We start from the raw sequence: 15,563 nt of genomic DNA on the forward strand, positions 1-15,563 counted from the left end.
TAGCCCGCGCAGCGCCTCCATAAGAAGTCCAGTGACAAATGTGCCAACCTGTTCGGGTGGCTGTCTCCGTTTCCGCACCTCCCGTCTGTGTTCTCGGCCTGGGCCTGATCGGCGGATCCCTGCTCCGCGCAGCGGTTGCCGCGGGCCGCGACGGGTGGGGCTGGAACCGTTCGGCACCGACCGCGGACGCCGCCCGCGCGGACGGATTCGACGCCGACACCGACCTGGTCGCGGTGCTGCGCCGCGCCGCCGACGCCCGCGCCCTGCTCGTGGTCGCGGTGCCGATGCCGGCCGTCGACGCGACGCTCGCGGCCATCGCCGAGCACGCCCCCGACTGTCCGATCACCGACGTGGTCAGCGTCAAGGCCGAGGTCGCGGCGGCCGTCGCCCGGCACGGGCTGCAGCACCGGTTCGTCGGTGGCCATCCGATGGCCGGGACGTCCGAGTCCGGGTGGGAGGCCGGTGACGCCGACCTGTTCCGCGACGCGGTGTGGGTGGTGAGCGCCGACGACGGCGTCGACCCGCAGATCTGGTCGCAGGTGGCGCGGCTGGCGCTGGACTGCGGCGCGGTGGTGGTGCCGGCCGAGTCGGTCGAGCACGACGCCGCCGTCGCCCGCATCTCGCACCTGCCGCACGTGCTGGCCGAGGCGCTGGCGCTGTCCGGCGCGGCGGGTGGCGACCTGGCGCTGGGCCTGGCGGCCGGGTCGTTCCGTGACGGCACCCGCGTCGCGGGCAGCGCGCCCGGCCTGGTGCGCGCGATGTGCGAGGGCAACCGCGATGCCCTGCTGACGGCCCTCGACGAAACCCTGGCTGTGCTGACCGCCGCCCGCGACGAGCTGACGAGGAAGGGCACGGTCGCCGGACTCGTCGGGCCCGGCTACGACGCCCGCCTCCGCTACGAGAACCGCGAACGCTGGACCATCACCGGCATCGAGCCCGGCTCCGAGAACTGGCTCGAGCGGATGCGCGACGCCGGACGCCGCGGCGGGGTGCTGCGCCCGTGAGCCTGCGCGACATCGCCCAGCAACTGGCCAAGCGCGAGACGACCGCGACCGAGCACGTCCGCGCGACGCTCGACGCCCTCGACGGCCTGCGGGGCACGCCGTGGGAGAACCTGGTGGCTGCCCGCGACGACGACGGCGCACTCGAGGCCGCGGCCCGCGCCGACGCCGCGCTCGCCGCCGGCGACTGGATCGGCCCGCTGCACGGGGTCGCGGTGGCGGTGAAGGACAACATCGACGTCGCCGGCATGCCGACGCGCTGCGGCAGCGCGATCCTCGCGGACGCCCCGCCCGCCGCCACCGACGCCCGCATCATCACGCGACTGCGGGAGGCCGGGGCGATCGTCGTCGCCAAGGCACACCTGCACGAGTTCGCCTACGGCCCCACGGGCGCGGTCAACGCGGCCGGCCCGGCCGCGCACCCGCACGATCCGACGCTCGTCACCGGCGGCTCGTCGTCGGGGTCCGCGGCCCTGGTCGCGAAGGGCGTCGTGCCGCTCGCGCTGGGCACCGACACCGGCTGCAGCACGCGCACTCCCGCGTCTCTGTGCGGCATCGTCGGGATGAAGCCGAGCTTCGACGCACTGCCGACGTCGGGGGTGTTCCCGCTGTCGACGACGTTCGACCACGTGGGCCTGCTGGCCGCCGACGTCGTCGACGTGTCGTTGGTGTGGGGCGCGATCCCCGGCATCGCACACGTGCGCACCCCGGTCGCGGGCCTGCGGGTGGGACGGCTGCGCGGCGACAACTGGGACGTCGCCGACGCCGCGATCGCGGCCGCCGTCGATGCGGCCGTCCGCGCCCTCGCCGACGCGGGCGCCGAGGTGATCGACGTCGAACTCCCCGAGACCGAGCAACTGCTCGCCGCCTATCCGGTCATCACGGGGTCGGAGGCCTACGAGACGCACCGGCACTGGTTCGAGTCCACCCCCGAGCGCTACCAGCCACCCACCGCCGCGTTGCTGGCGGCGCAGCGGGACCGGCCGGCGGTCGACTACGTGCACGCCGTCCGCACCGTCGAACGCCTTCGCCACCAGGCACTCTCGCGGCTGCGCGGCGATCTGGGCCTGGACGCGCTCGTCACCGCGACCACTCCCCTGCGGTCGGTCACCCGGGACGCTGCGCTCTCGCCGGATCCGTCGGCGGCCCGAACCCCGTTGCTGCGGATGTGCATTCCGTTCAACACGCTCGGCATCCCGGCGATCTCGGTGCCCGTCACGGTCGACGACGGCAGTCCCGTCGGGGTCCAGGTGATCGGGCTGCCGACCACCGCGGGCGGGCACGGGTCGCATCCGGCCGAATCGGTCGCACTCGCCTGTGCCCTGGCGGTGAGCTGAGTCGACTCAGATCCGCTCGGCCAGGCCGGGGTAGTCGAGGACGAAGCCGTCCTCGTCGACGGTGACGGACGACGACGACACCGGCGAGAGCACGTGGATGCCGTCGGCGCCGCTGCTGTAGGTCAGCGACGCCTCCTGCACGGCTAGGTCAGGCAAGTTGACGTACACGACGGGCACCTGGATGTCCTCGGACTCGTGCTGCATGCCGAACCGCCGGATCGGCAGCGCGTTGAAGAACGGGCTGAGCACGACGTCGACGTCCTTCGCGCCGGCGAACCCGGACCGCAGGTGGGTGGTGCCGGTCTCGACCATCCACACGCCCTCCTCGTCGCGGCTGATCGACATCTGCCGCTCGCCGGACGCGAGCGCGGTGCGCAGCGACAGCCGCCGGGTGACGCCGTTCTCGTCGGTGACGAGGTCGTAGGACGCACTGAACGCGGGGTGGTCCGGGCACTCGCCGCCGATGATGCGTCCGGTCGCCTTGATCCGGTTTCCGCTCACCTGAACGCGCACGGACTCCATGCGCGGCGCCGAGTGGGCGCGCCACGTCAGAACGGCAGGCCAGGACCGCGCGGTGCTCGAAATGCTCACGGTGTCTACGTTATGCGACGAACGGCCGTCAGGTGGGCTGTGCGGACGGGACCGGTTCGCGCGGGTCGCCGTTCGGGTGATTCGCCGAGTCCTCGCCGCGCTCGAGCAGCGTGATGCGCCGCGAGAACACGACCAGTGCGGTCAGGCCGACGGCGACGTTGATCAGCGCCCCGAACTCCTCGGCGACGAAGTTGAACACCTCGGTGAGCAGGATCGTCACCAGCGCCGCGGCCCGGAGCATGCGCACCGGCCAGATGCTCCCGGTCCGCAGTCGGGCGATCGCCACCCAGCACAGCGTGAACGCGACGACCGATCCGCACATCTGGCCGATGGTGGTGATGTCGCTGCCGGTGCCGCCCTCGAGGTCCTCCGACAGCGTGGCCACCGCGTTCACCACCCCGGCGGTGGAGAACAGCGCCAGTGCGATCGCGGCGGTCCACACGGCGCGGGTGCTGTCCAGCGCCCGCGGCAGCGGTCCGCGCAGCCGGGCCAGCAGGGCGTCGGACCGTCCGGCGGATCGGGGCTCGCATCGGTTCAGCAGTTCCTCGACGCACCCGATCGCGGCGGGGTCGACGCCTGAGTCAGCGGCCCGGCGCAACTGCCGGTGGGCCTCCGCCCGTCGTGGCGCGGTGAGGCCGTGGATCAGTCCCTCGGCCGCGGTGCCGGCCGCGTTGACGAGCGCCTCGGCAGTCGTCTGCTGCCGGGTGTCGTTCAACCAGCGGTTGAGCAGCAGCAGCGCCACGACGACGACGTACATGATCGCCACGGCCGGCTGGAAGAAGTAGTCGTTCGTCTGGGTCACGAACTTACCGACCTCGTCCAGGAAGAGGCCGAACCCGATGCCGCCGGCGACCACGGCGACGATCCGCGGCATGTCACCGAGGAACGAGAAGACGACCACCAGCGCGGCGACCATCCCCAGCCCACCCCACAGCGCGTGTGCGATGTGCAGCGTCGCCCCGCCGATCTGCGGATACCCCGTGGCGTGCAGGTAGGCGCGGGTGACAAGGATCGTGAGAACGCCGATGACGACGAACGCCTCGACGAGGACGCCGGCCTGCGCGTCGCGCAGTAGCCTCTGTTTCCTGGACCTGACCGAACGTTCGACGGTCGCAGACGCAGTCATCATGCGGCACAAACCCTTTCGATGGTGGTCGACGACATGCGCGGCGACGTGGGTCGGAAGACTCTTTACTTTCCCACGCTGCGGTCGCAAGGTTGAGTGTGGTCCGCCTGAGCAGTGCGGACGAGTCCGAACCAGATTGCTGAAACCAGAGATTTGGAGGATTAGGACATGACCGAAGGTTGGGGTCGCATGGACAGTCCCTTCGATGACATTTTCGCAAGGTTCTTCGGATCGGGGTTGTCGTCCCAGCCCCCGGTCCAGCGCGTCGACCTCGGACGGCTCCTCAACGACGGCGCCCGCCGCCTGATCGCCACCGCACGCGACGCGGCCACCGAGTGGGGCAACTCCGAGATCACCCCCGAACACCTGCTCTACGCCGCGGCGCAGAACGATCCCACGCGCGGTGTGCTCAGCAGCATCAATCTGGATCCGGACGAACTGGCCTCGAAGATGGCCGACCACCTGGACAAGCACGGCACCCCGAAAACCGCCCCCGGGTCCCCGAGCCTGAGCCCGGCCGCGAAGCTCGCGCTGCGGACCGCGCAGCAGCAGGCCAGCGAGTCCGGCAGCAGTTACATCGGACCGGAACACATCCTGATCGGCATCGCCGCCAACTCCGAGAGCCCCGCGGGCAAGGCCCTGTTGGGCGCCACCATCGAGGGTGAGAAGGCCGCGGCCCCGCCCAGTTCCACGCCGACACTCGACGAGTACGGCCGCGACCTCACCTCCGAGGCCCGGGCGGGCAACATCGATCCGGTCGTCGGCCGCGCCAACGAGGTCGAACAGACCATCGAGATCCTCTCGCGCCGCCGCAAGAACAACCCGGTCCTCATCGGTGATCCGGGTGTCGGCAAGACCGCGATCGTCGAGGGTCTCGCGCAGCGCATCGTCAACGGCGACGTCCCGTCGACGCTCACCGATCGCCGCGTCGTCGCGTTGGACGTCGGTTCGCTGGTCGCCGGCACCAAGTACCGCGGCGAGTTCGAGGAGCGGCTGACGAAGATCCTCGACGAGGTCAAGGCGCACTCCGACCAGCTCGTGCTGTTCATCGACGAACTGCACACCATCGTGGGTGCCGGGGCCGGCGGCGAGGGCGCGATGGACGCGGGCAACCTACTCAAGCCGGCACTCGCCCGCGGCGAACTGCACGCGATCGGGGCAACCACGATCGACGAGTACCGCAAGCACATCGAGAAGGACGCCGCCCTCGAGCGCCGCTTCCAGCCGGTGCTGGTGGCCGAGCCGTCGGTCGACGACACCATCGAGATCCTGCGCGGTCTGGTCGACAGCTACGAGGCGCACCACCAGGTGCACTACACCGACGAGGCGCTGGTCGCCGCGGCCGAACTCTCCGACCGGTACATCACCGACCGGTTCATGCCCGACAAGGCGATCGACCTCGTGGACCAGGCCGGCGCCCGGGTTCGGTTGCGCACCCGCACCCCCGACTTCGACACCCGCACCGCGGAGGAGGAGCTCGCCCGGCTCAAGCGGGAGAAGGATTCCGCCGTCGGGCAGGAGGACTACGAGCGCGCGAACGATCTCAAGCGGCAGATCACCGAGGCCCAGGAGAGGTTGGGCGCGACTCCCGACGAAGCCACGCCCGAGGTGACGGTCCTCGACATCGCCCACGTCGTGTCGCGGCAGACCGGAATCCCGGTGGCGGAGTTGACATCCGAGGAACGCGAGCGGCTCATGAAGCTCGAGGACGTCCTGCACGCCCGCGTGATCGGCCAGAACGAGGCCGTCACCGCGGTGGCGGAGGCGGTGCGCCGGTCGCGGGCCGGGCTGTCGGATCCGAACCGCCCCATCGGCTCTTTCATGTTCCTGGGACCGACCGGTGTCGGCAAGACGGAAACCGCGAAGGCGTTGGCGGAGGCCGTGTTCGGTGACGAGGACCGGATGATCCGCTTCGACATGAGCGAGTTCCAGGAGAAGCACACGGTCTCGCGGCTCGTCGGCGCCCCTCCCGGCTACGTCGGCTACGAGGAGGCCGGACAGCTCACCGACAAGGTGCGGCGCCAGCCCTATTCGGTGGTGCTGTTCGACGAGGTCGAGAAGGCGCACCCGGACGTGTTCAACGTCCTGCTGCAGCTCCTCGACGACGGCCGCGTCACCGACGCGCAGGGCCGCACCGTCGACTTCAAGAACACCATCGTGATCCTCACCAGCAACATCGGTTCCGACCTGATCCTCGGCACGGGGGCCGAGGACATCGACGAGCTGGTGCCGACGCTGATGGAGCGGCTGCGGGCACACTTCCGGCCCGAGTTCCTCAACCGCATCGACGAGACGATCGTGTTCCACCGGCTCGACCAGACGGAGCTGCGGCAGATCATCGAGCTCATCCTCGACGGCACCCGCCGCCAGCTCCACGCCCAGCACGTCGAGCTCGACATCACCGACGACGCCGTCGACTGGCTCGCCGAGAAGGGCTACCAGCCGGAGTTCGGGGCGCGGCCGCTGCGCCGGACCGTCCAGAAGGAGCTCGACAACCGGCTGGCCGGGCTGCTGCTGTCGGGCGAGCTCGAGCCCGACGACATCGTCCGGGTGTCGGCGAACGGCGGCCTCGAACTCGGCGTGGTGCATCCCGGGAAGGGTGAGGGTTCGTTGCCGACCGAACCGGAGACGGCGTCGTCCGACACCTGATCCCGGCTTGTCGCCGCGAGCGCCCCGGTCGGCTCGGCCGGGGCGTTCGCGTGCCCCGGGTCCGCCTCGGACTCGAGTATCGTCGTCGCCGATGGACGTGTTCACTCGGGCGGTCGCCGCGTTGCGGTCCGCGGGCTGGGTTCACGAGCCCGCTCCCCGACATTCGCGCTCGGTGCCCGACGTCCTGGCCTCGCTCCCGGACGTCCAGCGGTCCTGGGCGTCGTCGTTCGCGCGGTTGTCGAGCCCGGACGACGCGGTGTGGTTCCTGGCTCTCGACGACTACACGGATTCGGGGGACGCCGCGTTCGCGTGGAACGAGTTCGAGACCCTCAGCCGCGACGCAGCCGTGAGCGACGACGATGAGGCCGCAGTCGCCGAGTTCTGGCGGCGGCACTGCCCGATCCTGTGCTCCGTCCGCGACGACTACGCCTACCTGGCGGTCGGCGTCGACGGCGAGATCGTCCACGGTGTGGAGCCCGAATTCGAGGCGACGACCACGGTCGCCGACAGCCTCGTCGACCTGTTGGAAGCCATCGCCCACCGATCCGAGCTGCTCCCCGTCGTCGAGACGCTACTGTTCCCGGCGCGGGCCACCGGATCGCGGAACTGAGATGCCGGCGCACGGGCGGCGGTGTGACGCGGCCACGTCGGAGGACTCGAGTAACGTGCTCCTGGTATTTGTGCGTGAGGAAGGGTGCCGTGACGTCGACCGGGAACATGGTGGGGCTGTTCGCCGGCATCGGCGGGGTGGAGTTGGGCCTGCGCAGCCACGGCTGGGAGACCGAGCTGCTGTGCGAGATCGACCCCGGCGCCCAGCAGGTGCTGCGCACCCGGTTCGCGGGCGTCGAGCTGCACGGTGACGTGACCCGGCTGCGGTCGCTGCCGCAGCGCACCGAACTGGTGGCCGCGGGTTTCCCGTGCCAGGACCTGTCGCAGGCCGGGAAGACGGCCGGTATCACCGGCGCCCGCTCGGGCCTGGTCGACGAGGTGTTCCGTCTCGTCAAGCGCAAGAAGGGGCCGCGCTGGCTGCTGATCGAGAACGTCCCGTTCATGCTCAATCTCGGCCGCGGCGCGGCGATGCGGCACATCACCGACGCGCTCGAGGACCTCGGCTACACGTGGGCGTACCGGGTGGTGGACGCGCGCGCGTTCGGGCTGCCGCAGCGGCGCCAGCGCGTGCTGATGCTGGCGTCGCGCACCGACGATCCCCGCGAGGTGCTGTTCGGGCAGGACGCCGGTGTTCCCGGGGAGGGCGACCCGGCGCAGTACCCGTGCGGCTTCTACTGGACCGAGGGCGTCCGCGGGCTCGGCTGGGCTGTCAACGCGGTGCCCACGCTCAAGGGTGGCTCCACGGTCGGCATCGCGTCGCCGCCGGCGGTGCGCCTGCCGTCGGGCGAGATCGTCACTCCGGGCCTGATCGACGCCGAACGTCTCCAGGGCTTCGACCCCGACTGGACGGCCCCGGCCACCGAGGTCAAGGGCATCCGCAACGGCCACCGGTGGCGCCTGGTCGGGAACGCCGTGAGCGTGCGGATGGCGGAATGGGTGGGCGGACGCCTCGACGACCGCATCGCCTACAGCCCCGATCACGAGACGCCGCTGAAGCCGGGCGACGCCTGGCCCAGCGCCGCGTGGGGACGCGACCGGCAGGCGTTCCGGGTGCACGAGTCGCACTGGCCGGTCCACCACCCGTACGAGGACCTCAGCGGGTTCCTCGAGCACTCGCAGCTGCTGTCCGCCCGCGCCACCGCCGGGTTCCTCAAGCGGGCCCGCACCGGAAGCCTGCGCTTCGTGCCCGGCTTCCTCGACGACGTCGAGAGCCACCTCGACCGGATGGGCGGCTACCCCGAAGCGGTGGCCTGAGACCGGTGCGAGGATGGTGGCGATGCCCTCCACCGATCCCCTGACCAGCGCCCGGATGCGGGCGCAGCGCCGGCGCGACACCGCGCCGGAGGTGGCACTGCGCCGCGAACTACACCGTCGCGGGGCCCGGTTCTTCGTCGACCGCGCGCCGGTGCCCGGGCTGCGCCGTCGGGCCGATCTGGTGTTCCCGCGCAAGCGTGTCGCGGTGTACGTCGACGGCTGCTTCTGGCACAGCTGCCCGCAGCACGCGACCTCCCCCAAGAACAACGCGCAGTGGTGGGCGGACAAGTTGGCCGCCAACGTCGTTCGCGACCGCGACACCGACACCCGGCTCGAGGCGGCGGGCTGGCGCGTGGTGCGGGTGTGGGAGCACGAGGACCCGGCCGCCGCGGCGGATCGGGTGCAGGCGGCGCTGTCCGTTCCTCACTGAAGCGCAGTGAGCAGTGCCGTGAGTGTCTGCGTCTCGGTCGCGGTGTCAGGTTTGCCGGCACGCACCGCCCCGAGGACGCTGTCGATCCGACCGTCGACGACGTGCCAGGTGGTTTCGTCCAGGGGACGCAGGGTCGCCTCGTCGTCGTCCCACGCGGTTTCGAGGTCCTTGACTCGGGCCCGCGCTCCAGCCTGGTCGCCGGCCTGCACGCTCGTGAGCGTGTCCTGGGCGATGGTGCGGAACTTCGCGATCTCGGCCGGCGCGAAGTGCGCGTCCGCCTGACCGGGGGTGAGTGTCGTGGTCACCGTCGCCGCGCTGTCTTCTTCCTCGCTCGCAGCGGTCGCGTGGGGCTGTGCGGCGGCCCACACGAGCAGGGCGCCGGTGGCGACAGCGACGACGGCGTAGTACCCGAGCATGACCCGCTCACGATGCGGACGCGTGGTCACGGTCGGCACGTGGGTCCGTTCGTGCTGTTCGATCACGTCGCCGCGGGTGCGCGTGAGGTACGCGACCGTAGCGAGGATCGCGATGAGGAAGATCGCGCTCGTGAGGGCGGTTCCCAAGCCGAGACCGTGCTCGGTCGACGGGGACGCGAACCAGTCGCCGAGGTTGGCACCCAGCGGCCGGGTCAGAATGTAAGCGAGCCAGAAGGACAGCACCACGTTGGCGCCCAGCCGCCAGCCGATCACGACCGAGACGATCAAACCGGCCGGCAGGAGCACCGAGGTGCCGGGTCCCCAGCCGGTGAGTTCGAGCGTCCAGTCGCCGGCGGCTGTCCCCAGGGCGAAGGTGACCAGCACTGCGAGCCAATAGAACAACTCTCGCGGCCGCGTGACGATGCTGTGAATCGAGAGCGTCCCCTCGCGCGCGAACCACACGCCGAAGACCACAGCCAGGACCGCCGCGAAGGCGGTCGTACTCACGGCGAGCGGAACGCCCCAACTGTCCGTGAGGATGTCGGTGTAGAGCGTGCCCGTCACGCTGAGCACGATGACCGTCAGCCAGTAGACGAACGGCACGTAGCGGTCGAGGCGCAGTTGGCAGCCCAGAACCGCGGCAAGTACAGCCGTGAAGATGAGGGCGGTCGCGTTGAGGCCGACGCCCAAAGTCATGTTGATCCAGTCGGCAAAGCTCTCGCCGACCGTCGTGCACAGGATCTTGATGACCCAGAACCACACCGTGATCTCGGGCACCTTGCTCAGCAGCACGCCGCGGGTCTCGACCGTCTCGGATCTCGTCGTCTCGCTCACGACGCCCGACCATAGAGACACGCAGCTGAACCGACGCTGAGGACGAAATGTCGGCCGGTGGGGCTCGGCCGTCGTCAGAACGGTCTCGAATCAGCTGAGATGCGCGCGGCGGCGACTCGAGTTTCCTAGGCTCGTGCGCATGAGGATCCTCGTCGCCGGCGCCGGGGGTGTCGTCGGGCTACCGCTCACCCGGGAACTGATCGCCCACGGCCACGAGGTGGTGGGCACTTCGCGCAACCCGGACTCGCGTCCCGAGCTGCGCGACGCCGGCGCCACGGTGGTCCGGATGGACGCGTTCGACCTGGCGTCGGTGGAGCACGCGATCGCGGAGGCCCGACCCGAGGCGGTGATCCACCAGCTCACCGACCTGGCGGGCGTCGATCTCGAGGCCAACGCGGAACTGCGCATCGTCGGCACCCGCAATCTCGTCGACGCGATGCACCGGTACGGCGTGGAACGGATCGTCACCCAGAGCATCGCGTGGCTGTACGCCGACGGGGACGGTCTCGCCGACGAGACGGTGCCCCTGCGCGACGCCGTCGGGCGGGGCGCACGGACCGTCGAGGGCGTGGTCGCGATGGAACGGACGTCCTGCGAGATCGCGAACCACGTGATCCTGCGCTACGGCAGGCTGTACGGCCCCGGCACGTGGTACTCGCCGGACGGCGACTTCGGCCGCGCCGCGCGCGACGGGGTGTTCGAGGGCAACGGAATCGAGAGCTTCCTGCACATCGAGGACACCGCCCCGCCCACCGTCGCGGCACTCGACTGGCCCACCGGCATCGTCAACATCGTCGACGACGAACCCGCCGGACCGGCCGACTGGCTGCCGACCTTCTGCCGCTGGGTGGGCGCGCAGGAGCCGAGCGGACTCGGCCCCGGCCACGGGCGTGGGGCGTCGAACACCAAGGCGCGCAAGCTCGGTTGGGTGCCGAAGCACCCGTCGTGGCGGACGGGGATGTCCGGCTGAGAGGCGTCGGATCGTCGCGGGCGGCGGTCACCCGAGCGATCGCAGGTAGACGAGCGTCGCCTGCACCCGCCGATCGCCGTCCTCCAGCGGCAGCTTGGAGAAGATGGACCCGATGTGCTTGCGCACCGCGGCCTCGGACACCGTCAACCGCTGCGCGATGCCGGAGTTGGTGCACCCCTCGGCGACCAGTGCGAGAACCTCCCGTTCGCGCGGCGTGAGCGCGGCGAGCGGCCCGCGACTCCTCGTCGCGGTGACGAGCGCCCGCACGACGTCCGGGTCGATGATCGTCTCGCCCCGCGCGACCCGGTCCACGGCCTCGAGGAACTGCTTGACGTGCCCGACCCGTTCCTTGAGCAGGTATCCCACCCCGCTCGCGGCGGCGTCGCCGAGCAGCTCGTCGAGATACGCCACCGAGACATATTGCGACAGCACGACAATGGGCAGCTTCGGCTCCCGTTGCCGGAGCGCGGCCGCCGCCCGCAGCCCGTCGTCCGTGTTGGTCGGCGGCATCCGGACATCGGTCACCACGAGGTCCGGCCGGTACGCGTCCCACGCATCGAGAAGGGTCGGCGCATAACCCACCGCGGCGCACACGTCGTGCCCGACGGAGGCGAGCACGCTCTCCACCCCGGCCCGCAGCAGCGGGCTGTCCTCCGCGAGCACGATCCGCAGCGGTCGTTCGGTCGACGTCACACCGGACACTCCATTCGGATCGTCGTGGGACCCCCGACAGGACTTGTCACGGTGAGGGTTCCGTCGAGGGCGCCGACGCGACCACGCAGCCGGTCGAGTCCGCCGCCGGCAGTGATGTGCGCACCGCCCCGCCCGTCGTCGGTGACACTCAACAGCCACACGTCCCCGACGCGGTCGCCGCGCACGGTGACGTGCCCAGCTTCGGCGTGCCGCACGGCGTTCGTCAGTGTCTCCGAGACGAGTACGTACGACATGTGCTCGACGGGCGCCGGCAGCCGCTCCCCGGGACCGGCCACCCCGTCGAGCATGACGTCGACGTCGAGCGGGACGTCCGCCACCAGATCCGTGAGGGCCGGCGCGAGTCCTCGTTCGATCAGCGCCCGCGGCGAGTATCCGCGCAGCACCGCCCGCAACTCGGCGAGCGTCTCGTCCACCTGGCGGTGTGCGTCGGCGGCGAGTCGGCCTGTCCGCCCGTCCGGGTCGGCGGCCTCGGCGAGGCCGAGGCTCATCGAGAGGGCGACCAACCGATGCTGAACCCGGTCGTGCAGTTCCGATTCGAGCAGTTCCCGCTCGGAGCCCTCGGCGTCGAGCAGCCCGGAACGGGTCGTCTCGAGCCGGGCTGCCTCGAGACGCCAGGGGTCGGCGTCGAACCCGAGGAGCAGTTGCGCCATCTGCGTCTCGAACGCGGCCCAACCGCCGACGACCACCAGGAGCAGCACCGCGACCACCAGTCCGGTCAGTGCCAGAATCCAAGCACCCGAACTGGTTTCGACGGTCCATCCGCCGAGGTCGAAGTAGTCGTCCCGGATGACCAGGGGCGCGGCGAGCAGCATCCCGACGATGGTGACGCCAAAGACCGCGAGGAGGCCGGCGACGCCGCCGGAGATCGCCGCGCCCAGGACGTAGGCGCCGTGCCGCACGGTGGGCAGTCGCTCCTCGTTCGCGGACGCCCGCACTTCTGCGTCCGCGCGTTCCGCGACCGTCGGATCGATCAGCCTCAGTCGTGCGCAGTGCGCGCGCAGCATCGGCTCCCACAACGCCGTCCGCAGTCGACGCGTCAGTCCCAGCAGCAGGACCGGGACGACGCCGATCACGGTGGCGCACGAGAGGACGCCCGCGACGACGAGGCACACGAGCGCCCGCCACGGCCACAGGGTGCCGAGGTACCGCGGGCCGGACCGCAGGGCCGACGACACGCTGCCCGTCACTGCCCCGCCCCGATCTTCCTGCGCCGGCTCACGATCGATGCCCCTGCGATGCAGGCGACGACGGGAACGTAGGCAGCGCACATGAGGAGCGTAACGGTATTCGTGTGGGCGCCCGGATCCACGAAACGCCCGATCCCGACGGCCACCACGAGGTTGCTGCCGCTGTGCAGGATCGCGGGCGGCCACACGGATCCACTGCGACTCCACAGCCAACCGATCACGCATTCGAGCAGCACCGACAGCGGCAGCCACATCAACATCGCCACGACCGCGTCGGTGGCGGTACCGCCGGAACCGAAGTACCCCACCCAGGGCAGCGGCCAGTGCCACACACCCCAGACCAGGCCGGTCGCGACCGTGGTTGCGACCGGCCTGCCCGGCACGAGGCGATCCCGTAGGTACGCCGTCCAGCCGAACTCCTCACCCCAGAACAGGGGCGCGGCCACAACCGGAACCACCAGCGCGACCGCCACGAACACGAGGTCGTCGCGGCCGAAATGCCATGCGGCGATGTCCCACATCCCCGACATCGCGGCCACCGCCAACGCGATGACGAGGACCCCGACGGGCAACAGCGCGGCGATCAGGTAGGACGACCACGCCTCGGACAGTCGGGGCCTCGCCCCGGCGTCGGCGAACCCTTCGCGGGTGATCCAGCGGCGCGTGACGATCGCGGCGAGGGCGGGCACGAACGCCGCGGTGAGGAGTTGGACGACCAGATTGTCGAGCGAGTAGCCGGCGGCCCACACGATTGCCCATGGGATCCAGGACACCGCGAACGCGAGAACGAGGAACCAGCCGACTCCGCGCGTGCGCACGGAATCGTCGCGGACGGTTGCCGGTGACGGAACGGGTGGTGCAGTTGTCATGCCTCCACTTCACGTCGACGAGCGCGGAACGGCTGTAGCCCACGCGACCGTCTCGGGGTGGCGTGCACGCTACCTACGGCGCGAAGTGACGTGCCGGCCGCCGGTGCTCGACTGGACTGCCGCTAGAGACGCTCCCACGTCCATCGACAGTTGGCGACGAGCGGGGATTCCGCCGTCACGAGTCGCGGCATCGTGTTGACCCCATTGGGTGGTCCCGATTGCGGCTCGACGCAGACGGCGTCGGCTTCCATGTCGTAGACCACCACCCACTGCTCGGGGCTCCGAACTTCCAACCGGAGCAAACTCGGCCACGTCAGCACCACACGCACGCCGTCGACCATCCCGAAGCAATCGTCCCAGGGTCCCGTTCGAGGGGCGATCCGCACGCCCGACGGGAGGTAGTCCGACCCGCGCAGCTCCTGCCAGTCAGGTGCGAAATCGATCCGCACGGGCTCGGTGTCGCCACGCAGGAGGCGTTTGAACCACGGGTGCCACCCGACCTGGGCGGGAAAGGGATCCGCGTCGGACGTCACCTCGATGGACAGATCGAGAAAGCTCTCGGTCAGGGTGAATCTCTGGGCCACTCGACCGGCGAACGGCCACGGCGGGGCCAGCGCCTGCAGCAGCGTCGCGTGTGTGCCCGATGCGTCGGCGACCTCCCACGCGCCGTCCCGCACCGTGCCGTGAATGGCGTGTGGAGCCGCATTGAGCGGGAAGTGATGCGTCACCGAGTCGACGGACAACTGCCCGTTGCCGATTCGTCCGCACCACGGCGCCATGGGGAAGCATCCGTAGGAGTCGCCTTGCCTGAGCAGCTCGGTCTCGGCGATGACGAGGCTGGTGATCGTGCCGCCTTGCCGCGGCGAGATCCCGACGCGGACATCCGCGGCTTCCAGTGTGAAGTTGCCGTTTTCGTTCATTTCGATGTCAGCCTCGATAGTTCGTCCCAGCGTGCGTGCGAGAGTGGATTGGCGACGCGCTCGGGTTCGGGATCACCCCGGACACTCGTCATCCGCGTGGGGAAGGTAGTCCATGCAGCCGACGGCGTCCACGGGGTGGCGTGCACGCCGCCTAGGACGCAAAGTGTCGCTGCAACTGCCGGTGCCGGTGCGCGAAGAACCCGCGCAGGACCGGCGCGAGCACCGGAGCCAGGAACGGAAGCCGCGGCTCGAACGTGATCCGGTCATGGACGGCGGTGCGGTCGGCGCCGACGGGTGCGAGGGTTCGTTCGTGCTCCCAGCGTCGCATGCTCAGCATCGTCGACTTCTCGTGAAAACTTTGCCCCGGTTCGAGTTCCGCGATCGTCAGAGCGTCGTAGTCGAGCGGAACGACACCGAAGAGGCGCAACCACGCCCGGCCCAGCGGCACTCCGACGGGAACGGTGTCGATGCTCACCACTCCCAGCCCGCGCGGGATGCTCATCGTCATCCAGGGCCGCATCTCGTCGTTGATGCCCTCCGGGGTGACCACCCGCGCCCACACACGTTCCGCCGGCGCGTCGACGACCGACTCCCTCTCGATGATCATGGGCCCATGATGCCGGGACGACGGCGCCCTGAGAATAGTCTCAGGCATT

Annotated in this window: 15 protein-coding genes; 7 read left to right on the forward strand and 8 right to left on the reverse strand. The window is 70.4% G+C overall.

Translation table 11 applies throughout. The features are described 5' to 3' along the window. Positions 1-38 precede the first annotated feature (38 nt). Together ABI214_RS12290 and ABI214_RS12295 are read left to right on the forward strand one after the other, a co-directional pair. Positions 39-1,004 carry a prephenate dehydrogenase gene (locus ABI214_RS12290; protein ID WP_348610781.1) on the forward strand — a complete coding sequence of 322 codons (966 nt, stop codon included), beginning with the start codon at positions 39-41 and terminating at the stop codon, positions 1,002-1,004. Next, entirely contained in the window at positions 1,001-2,338 is a 1,338-nt protein-coding gene (locus ABI214_RS12295; protein ID WP_348610784.1) for an amidase, read from the forward strand. Before ABI214_RS12290 ends, ABI214_RS12295 begins: the two co-directional genes overlap by 4 nt. 6 nt (positions 2,339-2,344) lie before the next feature. On the opposite strand, the gene ABI214_RS12300 is transcribed toward ABI214_RS12295, so the two are convergent. Both ABI214_RS12300 and ABI214_RS12305 read right to left on the reverse strand, forming a co-directional pair. Next, complete coding sequence (locus ABI214_RS12300; protein ID WP_348610787.1) at positions 2,345-2,929, reverse strand: putative glycolipid-binding domain-containing protein; 585 nt, start codon at positions 2,927-2,929, stop codon at positions 2,345-2,347. Between the two features lie 28 nt (positions 2,930-2,957). Next, positions 2,958-4,058 carry a hypothetical protein gene (locus ABI214_RS12305; protein WP_348610790.1) on the reverse strand — a complete coding sequence of 367 codons (1,101 nt, stop codon included), beginning with the start codon at positions 4,056-4,058 and terminating at the stop codon, positions 2,958-2,960. Between the two features lie 165 nt (positions 4,059-4,223). Between ABI214_RS12305 and ABI214_RS12310 the strand changes: the two genes are divergently transcribed. The 4 genes from ABI214_RS12310 to ABI214_RS12325 all read left to right on the forward strand — a co-directional run bounded on the left by ABI214_RS12310 (position 4,224) and on the right by ABI214_RS12325 (position 8,997). Continuing rightward, the gene (locus tag ABI214_RS12310; RefSeq protein ID WP_348610793.1) at positions 4,224-6,704 is read left to right on the forward strand and encodes an ATP-dependent Clp protease ATP-binding subunit; all 2,481 of its coding nucleotides are present in this window, start codon (positions 4,224-4,226) and stop codon (positions 6,702-6,704) included. Between the two features lie 91 nt (positions 6,705-6,795). Further along, positions 6,796-7,314, forward strand: coding sequence for a hypothetical protein (locus ABI214_RS12315; protein WP_348610796.1), 519 nt, complete (start codon positions 6,796-6,798; stop codon positions 7,312-7,314). A gap of 89 nt (positions 7,315-7,403) precedes the next feature. After that, on the forward strand, positions 7,404-8,567 hold the full coding sequence (locus ABI214_RS12320; RefSeq protein ID WP_348610799.1) for a DNA cytosine methyltransferase: 1,164 nt from the start codon (positions 7,404-7,406) through the stop codon (positions 8,565-8,567). Positions 8,568-8,589: 22 nt separating this feature from the next. After that, positions 8,590-8,997, forward strand: a complete 408-nt coding sequence (locus tag ABI214_RS12325) for a very short patch repair endonuclease (RefSeq protein ID WP_348610802.1) — start codon at positions 8,590-8,592, stop codon at positions 8,995-8,997. Here ABI214_RS12325 and ABI214_RS12330 read toward each other — a convergent pair. Further along, positions 8,991-10,247: a COG4705 family protein gene (locus ABI214_RS12330; protein WP_348610805.1), complete on the reverse strand. Its 1,257-nt coding sequence runs from the start codon at positions 10,245-10,247 to the stop codon at positions 8,991-8,993. The genes ABI214_RS12325 and ABI214_RS12330 overlap by 7 nt on opposite strands. A 139-nt stretch (positions 10,248-10,386) precedes the next feature. Between ABI214_RS12330 and ABI214_RS12335 the strand changes: the two genes are divergently transcribed. Next, entirely contained in the window at positions 10,387-11,217 is an 831-nt protein-coding gene (locus tag ABI214_RS12335; RefSeq protein WP_348610808.1) for an NAD-dependent epimerase/dehydratase family protein, read from the forward strand. 27 nt (positions 11,218-11,244) lie between these two features. On the opposite strand, the gene ABI214_RS12340 is transcribed toward ABI214_RS12335, so the two are convergent. The 5 genes from ABI214_RS12340 to ABI214_RS12360 all read right to left on the reverse strand — a co-directional run bounded on the left by ABI214_RS12340 (position 11,245) and on the right by ABI214_RS12360 (position 15,514). After that, positions 11,245-11,910, reverse strand: coding sequence for a response regulator transcription factor (locus ABI214_RS12340; RefSeq protein ID WP_348610811.1), 666 nt, complete (start codon positions 11,908-11,910; stop codon positions 11,245-11,247). Continuing rightward, positions 11,907-13,118, reverse strand: coding sequence for a sensor histidine kinase (locus tag ABI214_RS12345; protein ID WP_348610814.1), 1,212 nt, complete (start codon positions 13,116-13,118; stop codon positions 11,907-11,909). The genes ABI214_RS12340 and ABI214_RS12345 overlap by 4 nt, the downstream gene beginning before the upstream one ends. After that, positions 13,115-13,987 carry a CPBP family intramembrane glutamic endopeptidase gene (locus ABI214_RS12350; RefSeq protein WP_348610817.1) on the reverse strand — a complete coding sequence of 291 codons (873 nt, stop codon included), beginning with the start codon at positions 13,985-13,987 and terminating at the stop codon, positions 13,115-13,117. The genes ABI214_RS12345 and ABI214_RS12350 overlap by 4 nt, the downstream gene beginning before the upstream one ends. A 122-nt stretch (positions 13,988-14,109) precedes the next feature. Beyond that, positions 14,110-14,907, reverse strand: coding sequence for an aldose 1-epimerase (locus ABI214_RS12355; RefSeq protein ID WP_348610820.1), 798 nt, complete (start codon positions 14,905-14,907; stop codon positions 14,110-14,112). Positions 14,908-15,058: 151 nt separating this feature from the next. Then, positions 15,059-15,514: a hypothetical protein gene (locus ABI214_RS12360; protein WP_348610823.1), complete on the reverse strand. Its 456-nt coding sequence runs from the start codon at positions 15,512-15,514 to the stop codon at positions 15,059-15,061. Positions 15,515-15,563: the final 49 nt, after the last annotated feature.

The sequence above is a fragment of the Prescottella soli genome (genome assembly GCF_040024445.1).
Lineage (GTDB): Bacteria > Actinomycetota > Actinomycetes > Mycobacteriales > Mycobacteriaceae > Prescottella > Prescottella soli.

Bases quoted from the DNA above. Each gene is read 5' to 3' on its own strand.
- ABI214_RS12315 (WP_348610796.1), top strand. From the start codon at position 6,796: ATGGACGTGTTCACTCGGGCGGTCGCCGCGTTGCGGTCCGCGGGCTGG.
- ABI214_RS12355 (WP_348610820.1), bottom strand. From the start codon at position 14,907: ATGAACGAAAACGGCAACTTCACACTGGAAGCCGCGGATGTCCGCGTC.
- ABI214_RS12360 (WP_348610823.1), bottom strand. From the start codon at position 15,514: ATGATCATCGAGAGGGAGTCGGTCGTCGACGCGCCGGCGGAACGTGTG.
- ABI214_RS12290 (WP_348610781.1), top strand. From the start codon at position 39: ATGTGCCAACCTGTTCGGGTGGCTGTCTCCGTTTCCGCACCTCCCGTC.
- ABI214_RS12350 (WP_348610817.1), bottom strand. From the start codon at position 13,987: ATGACAACTGCACCACCCGTTCCGTCACCGGCAACCGTCCGCGACGAT.
- ABI214_RS12335 (WP_348610808.1), top strand. From the start codon at position 10,387: ATGAGGATCCTCGTCGCCGGCGCCGGGGGTGTCGTCGGGCTACCGCTC.
- ABI214_RS12310 (WP_348610793.1), top strand. From the start codon at position 4,224: ATGACCGAAGGTTGGGGTCGCATGGACAGTCCCTTCGATGACATTTTC.
- ABI214_RS12325 (WP_348610802.1), top strand. From the start codon at position 8,590: ATGCCCTCCACCGATCCCCTGACCAGCGCCCGGATGCGGGCGCAGCGC.
- ABI214_RS12305 (WP_348610790.1), bottom strand. From the start codon at position 4,058: ATGATGACTGCGTCTGCGACCGTCGAACGTTCGGTCAGGTCCAGGAAA.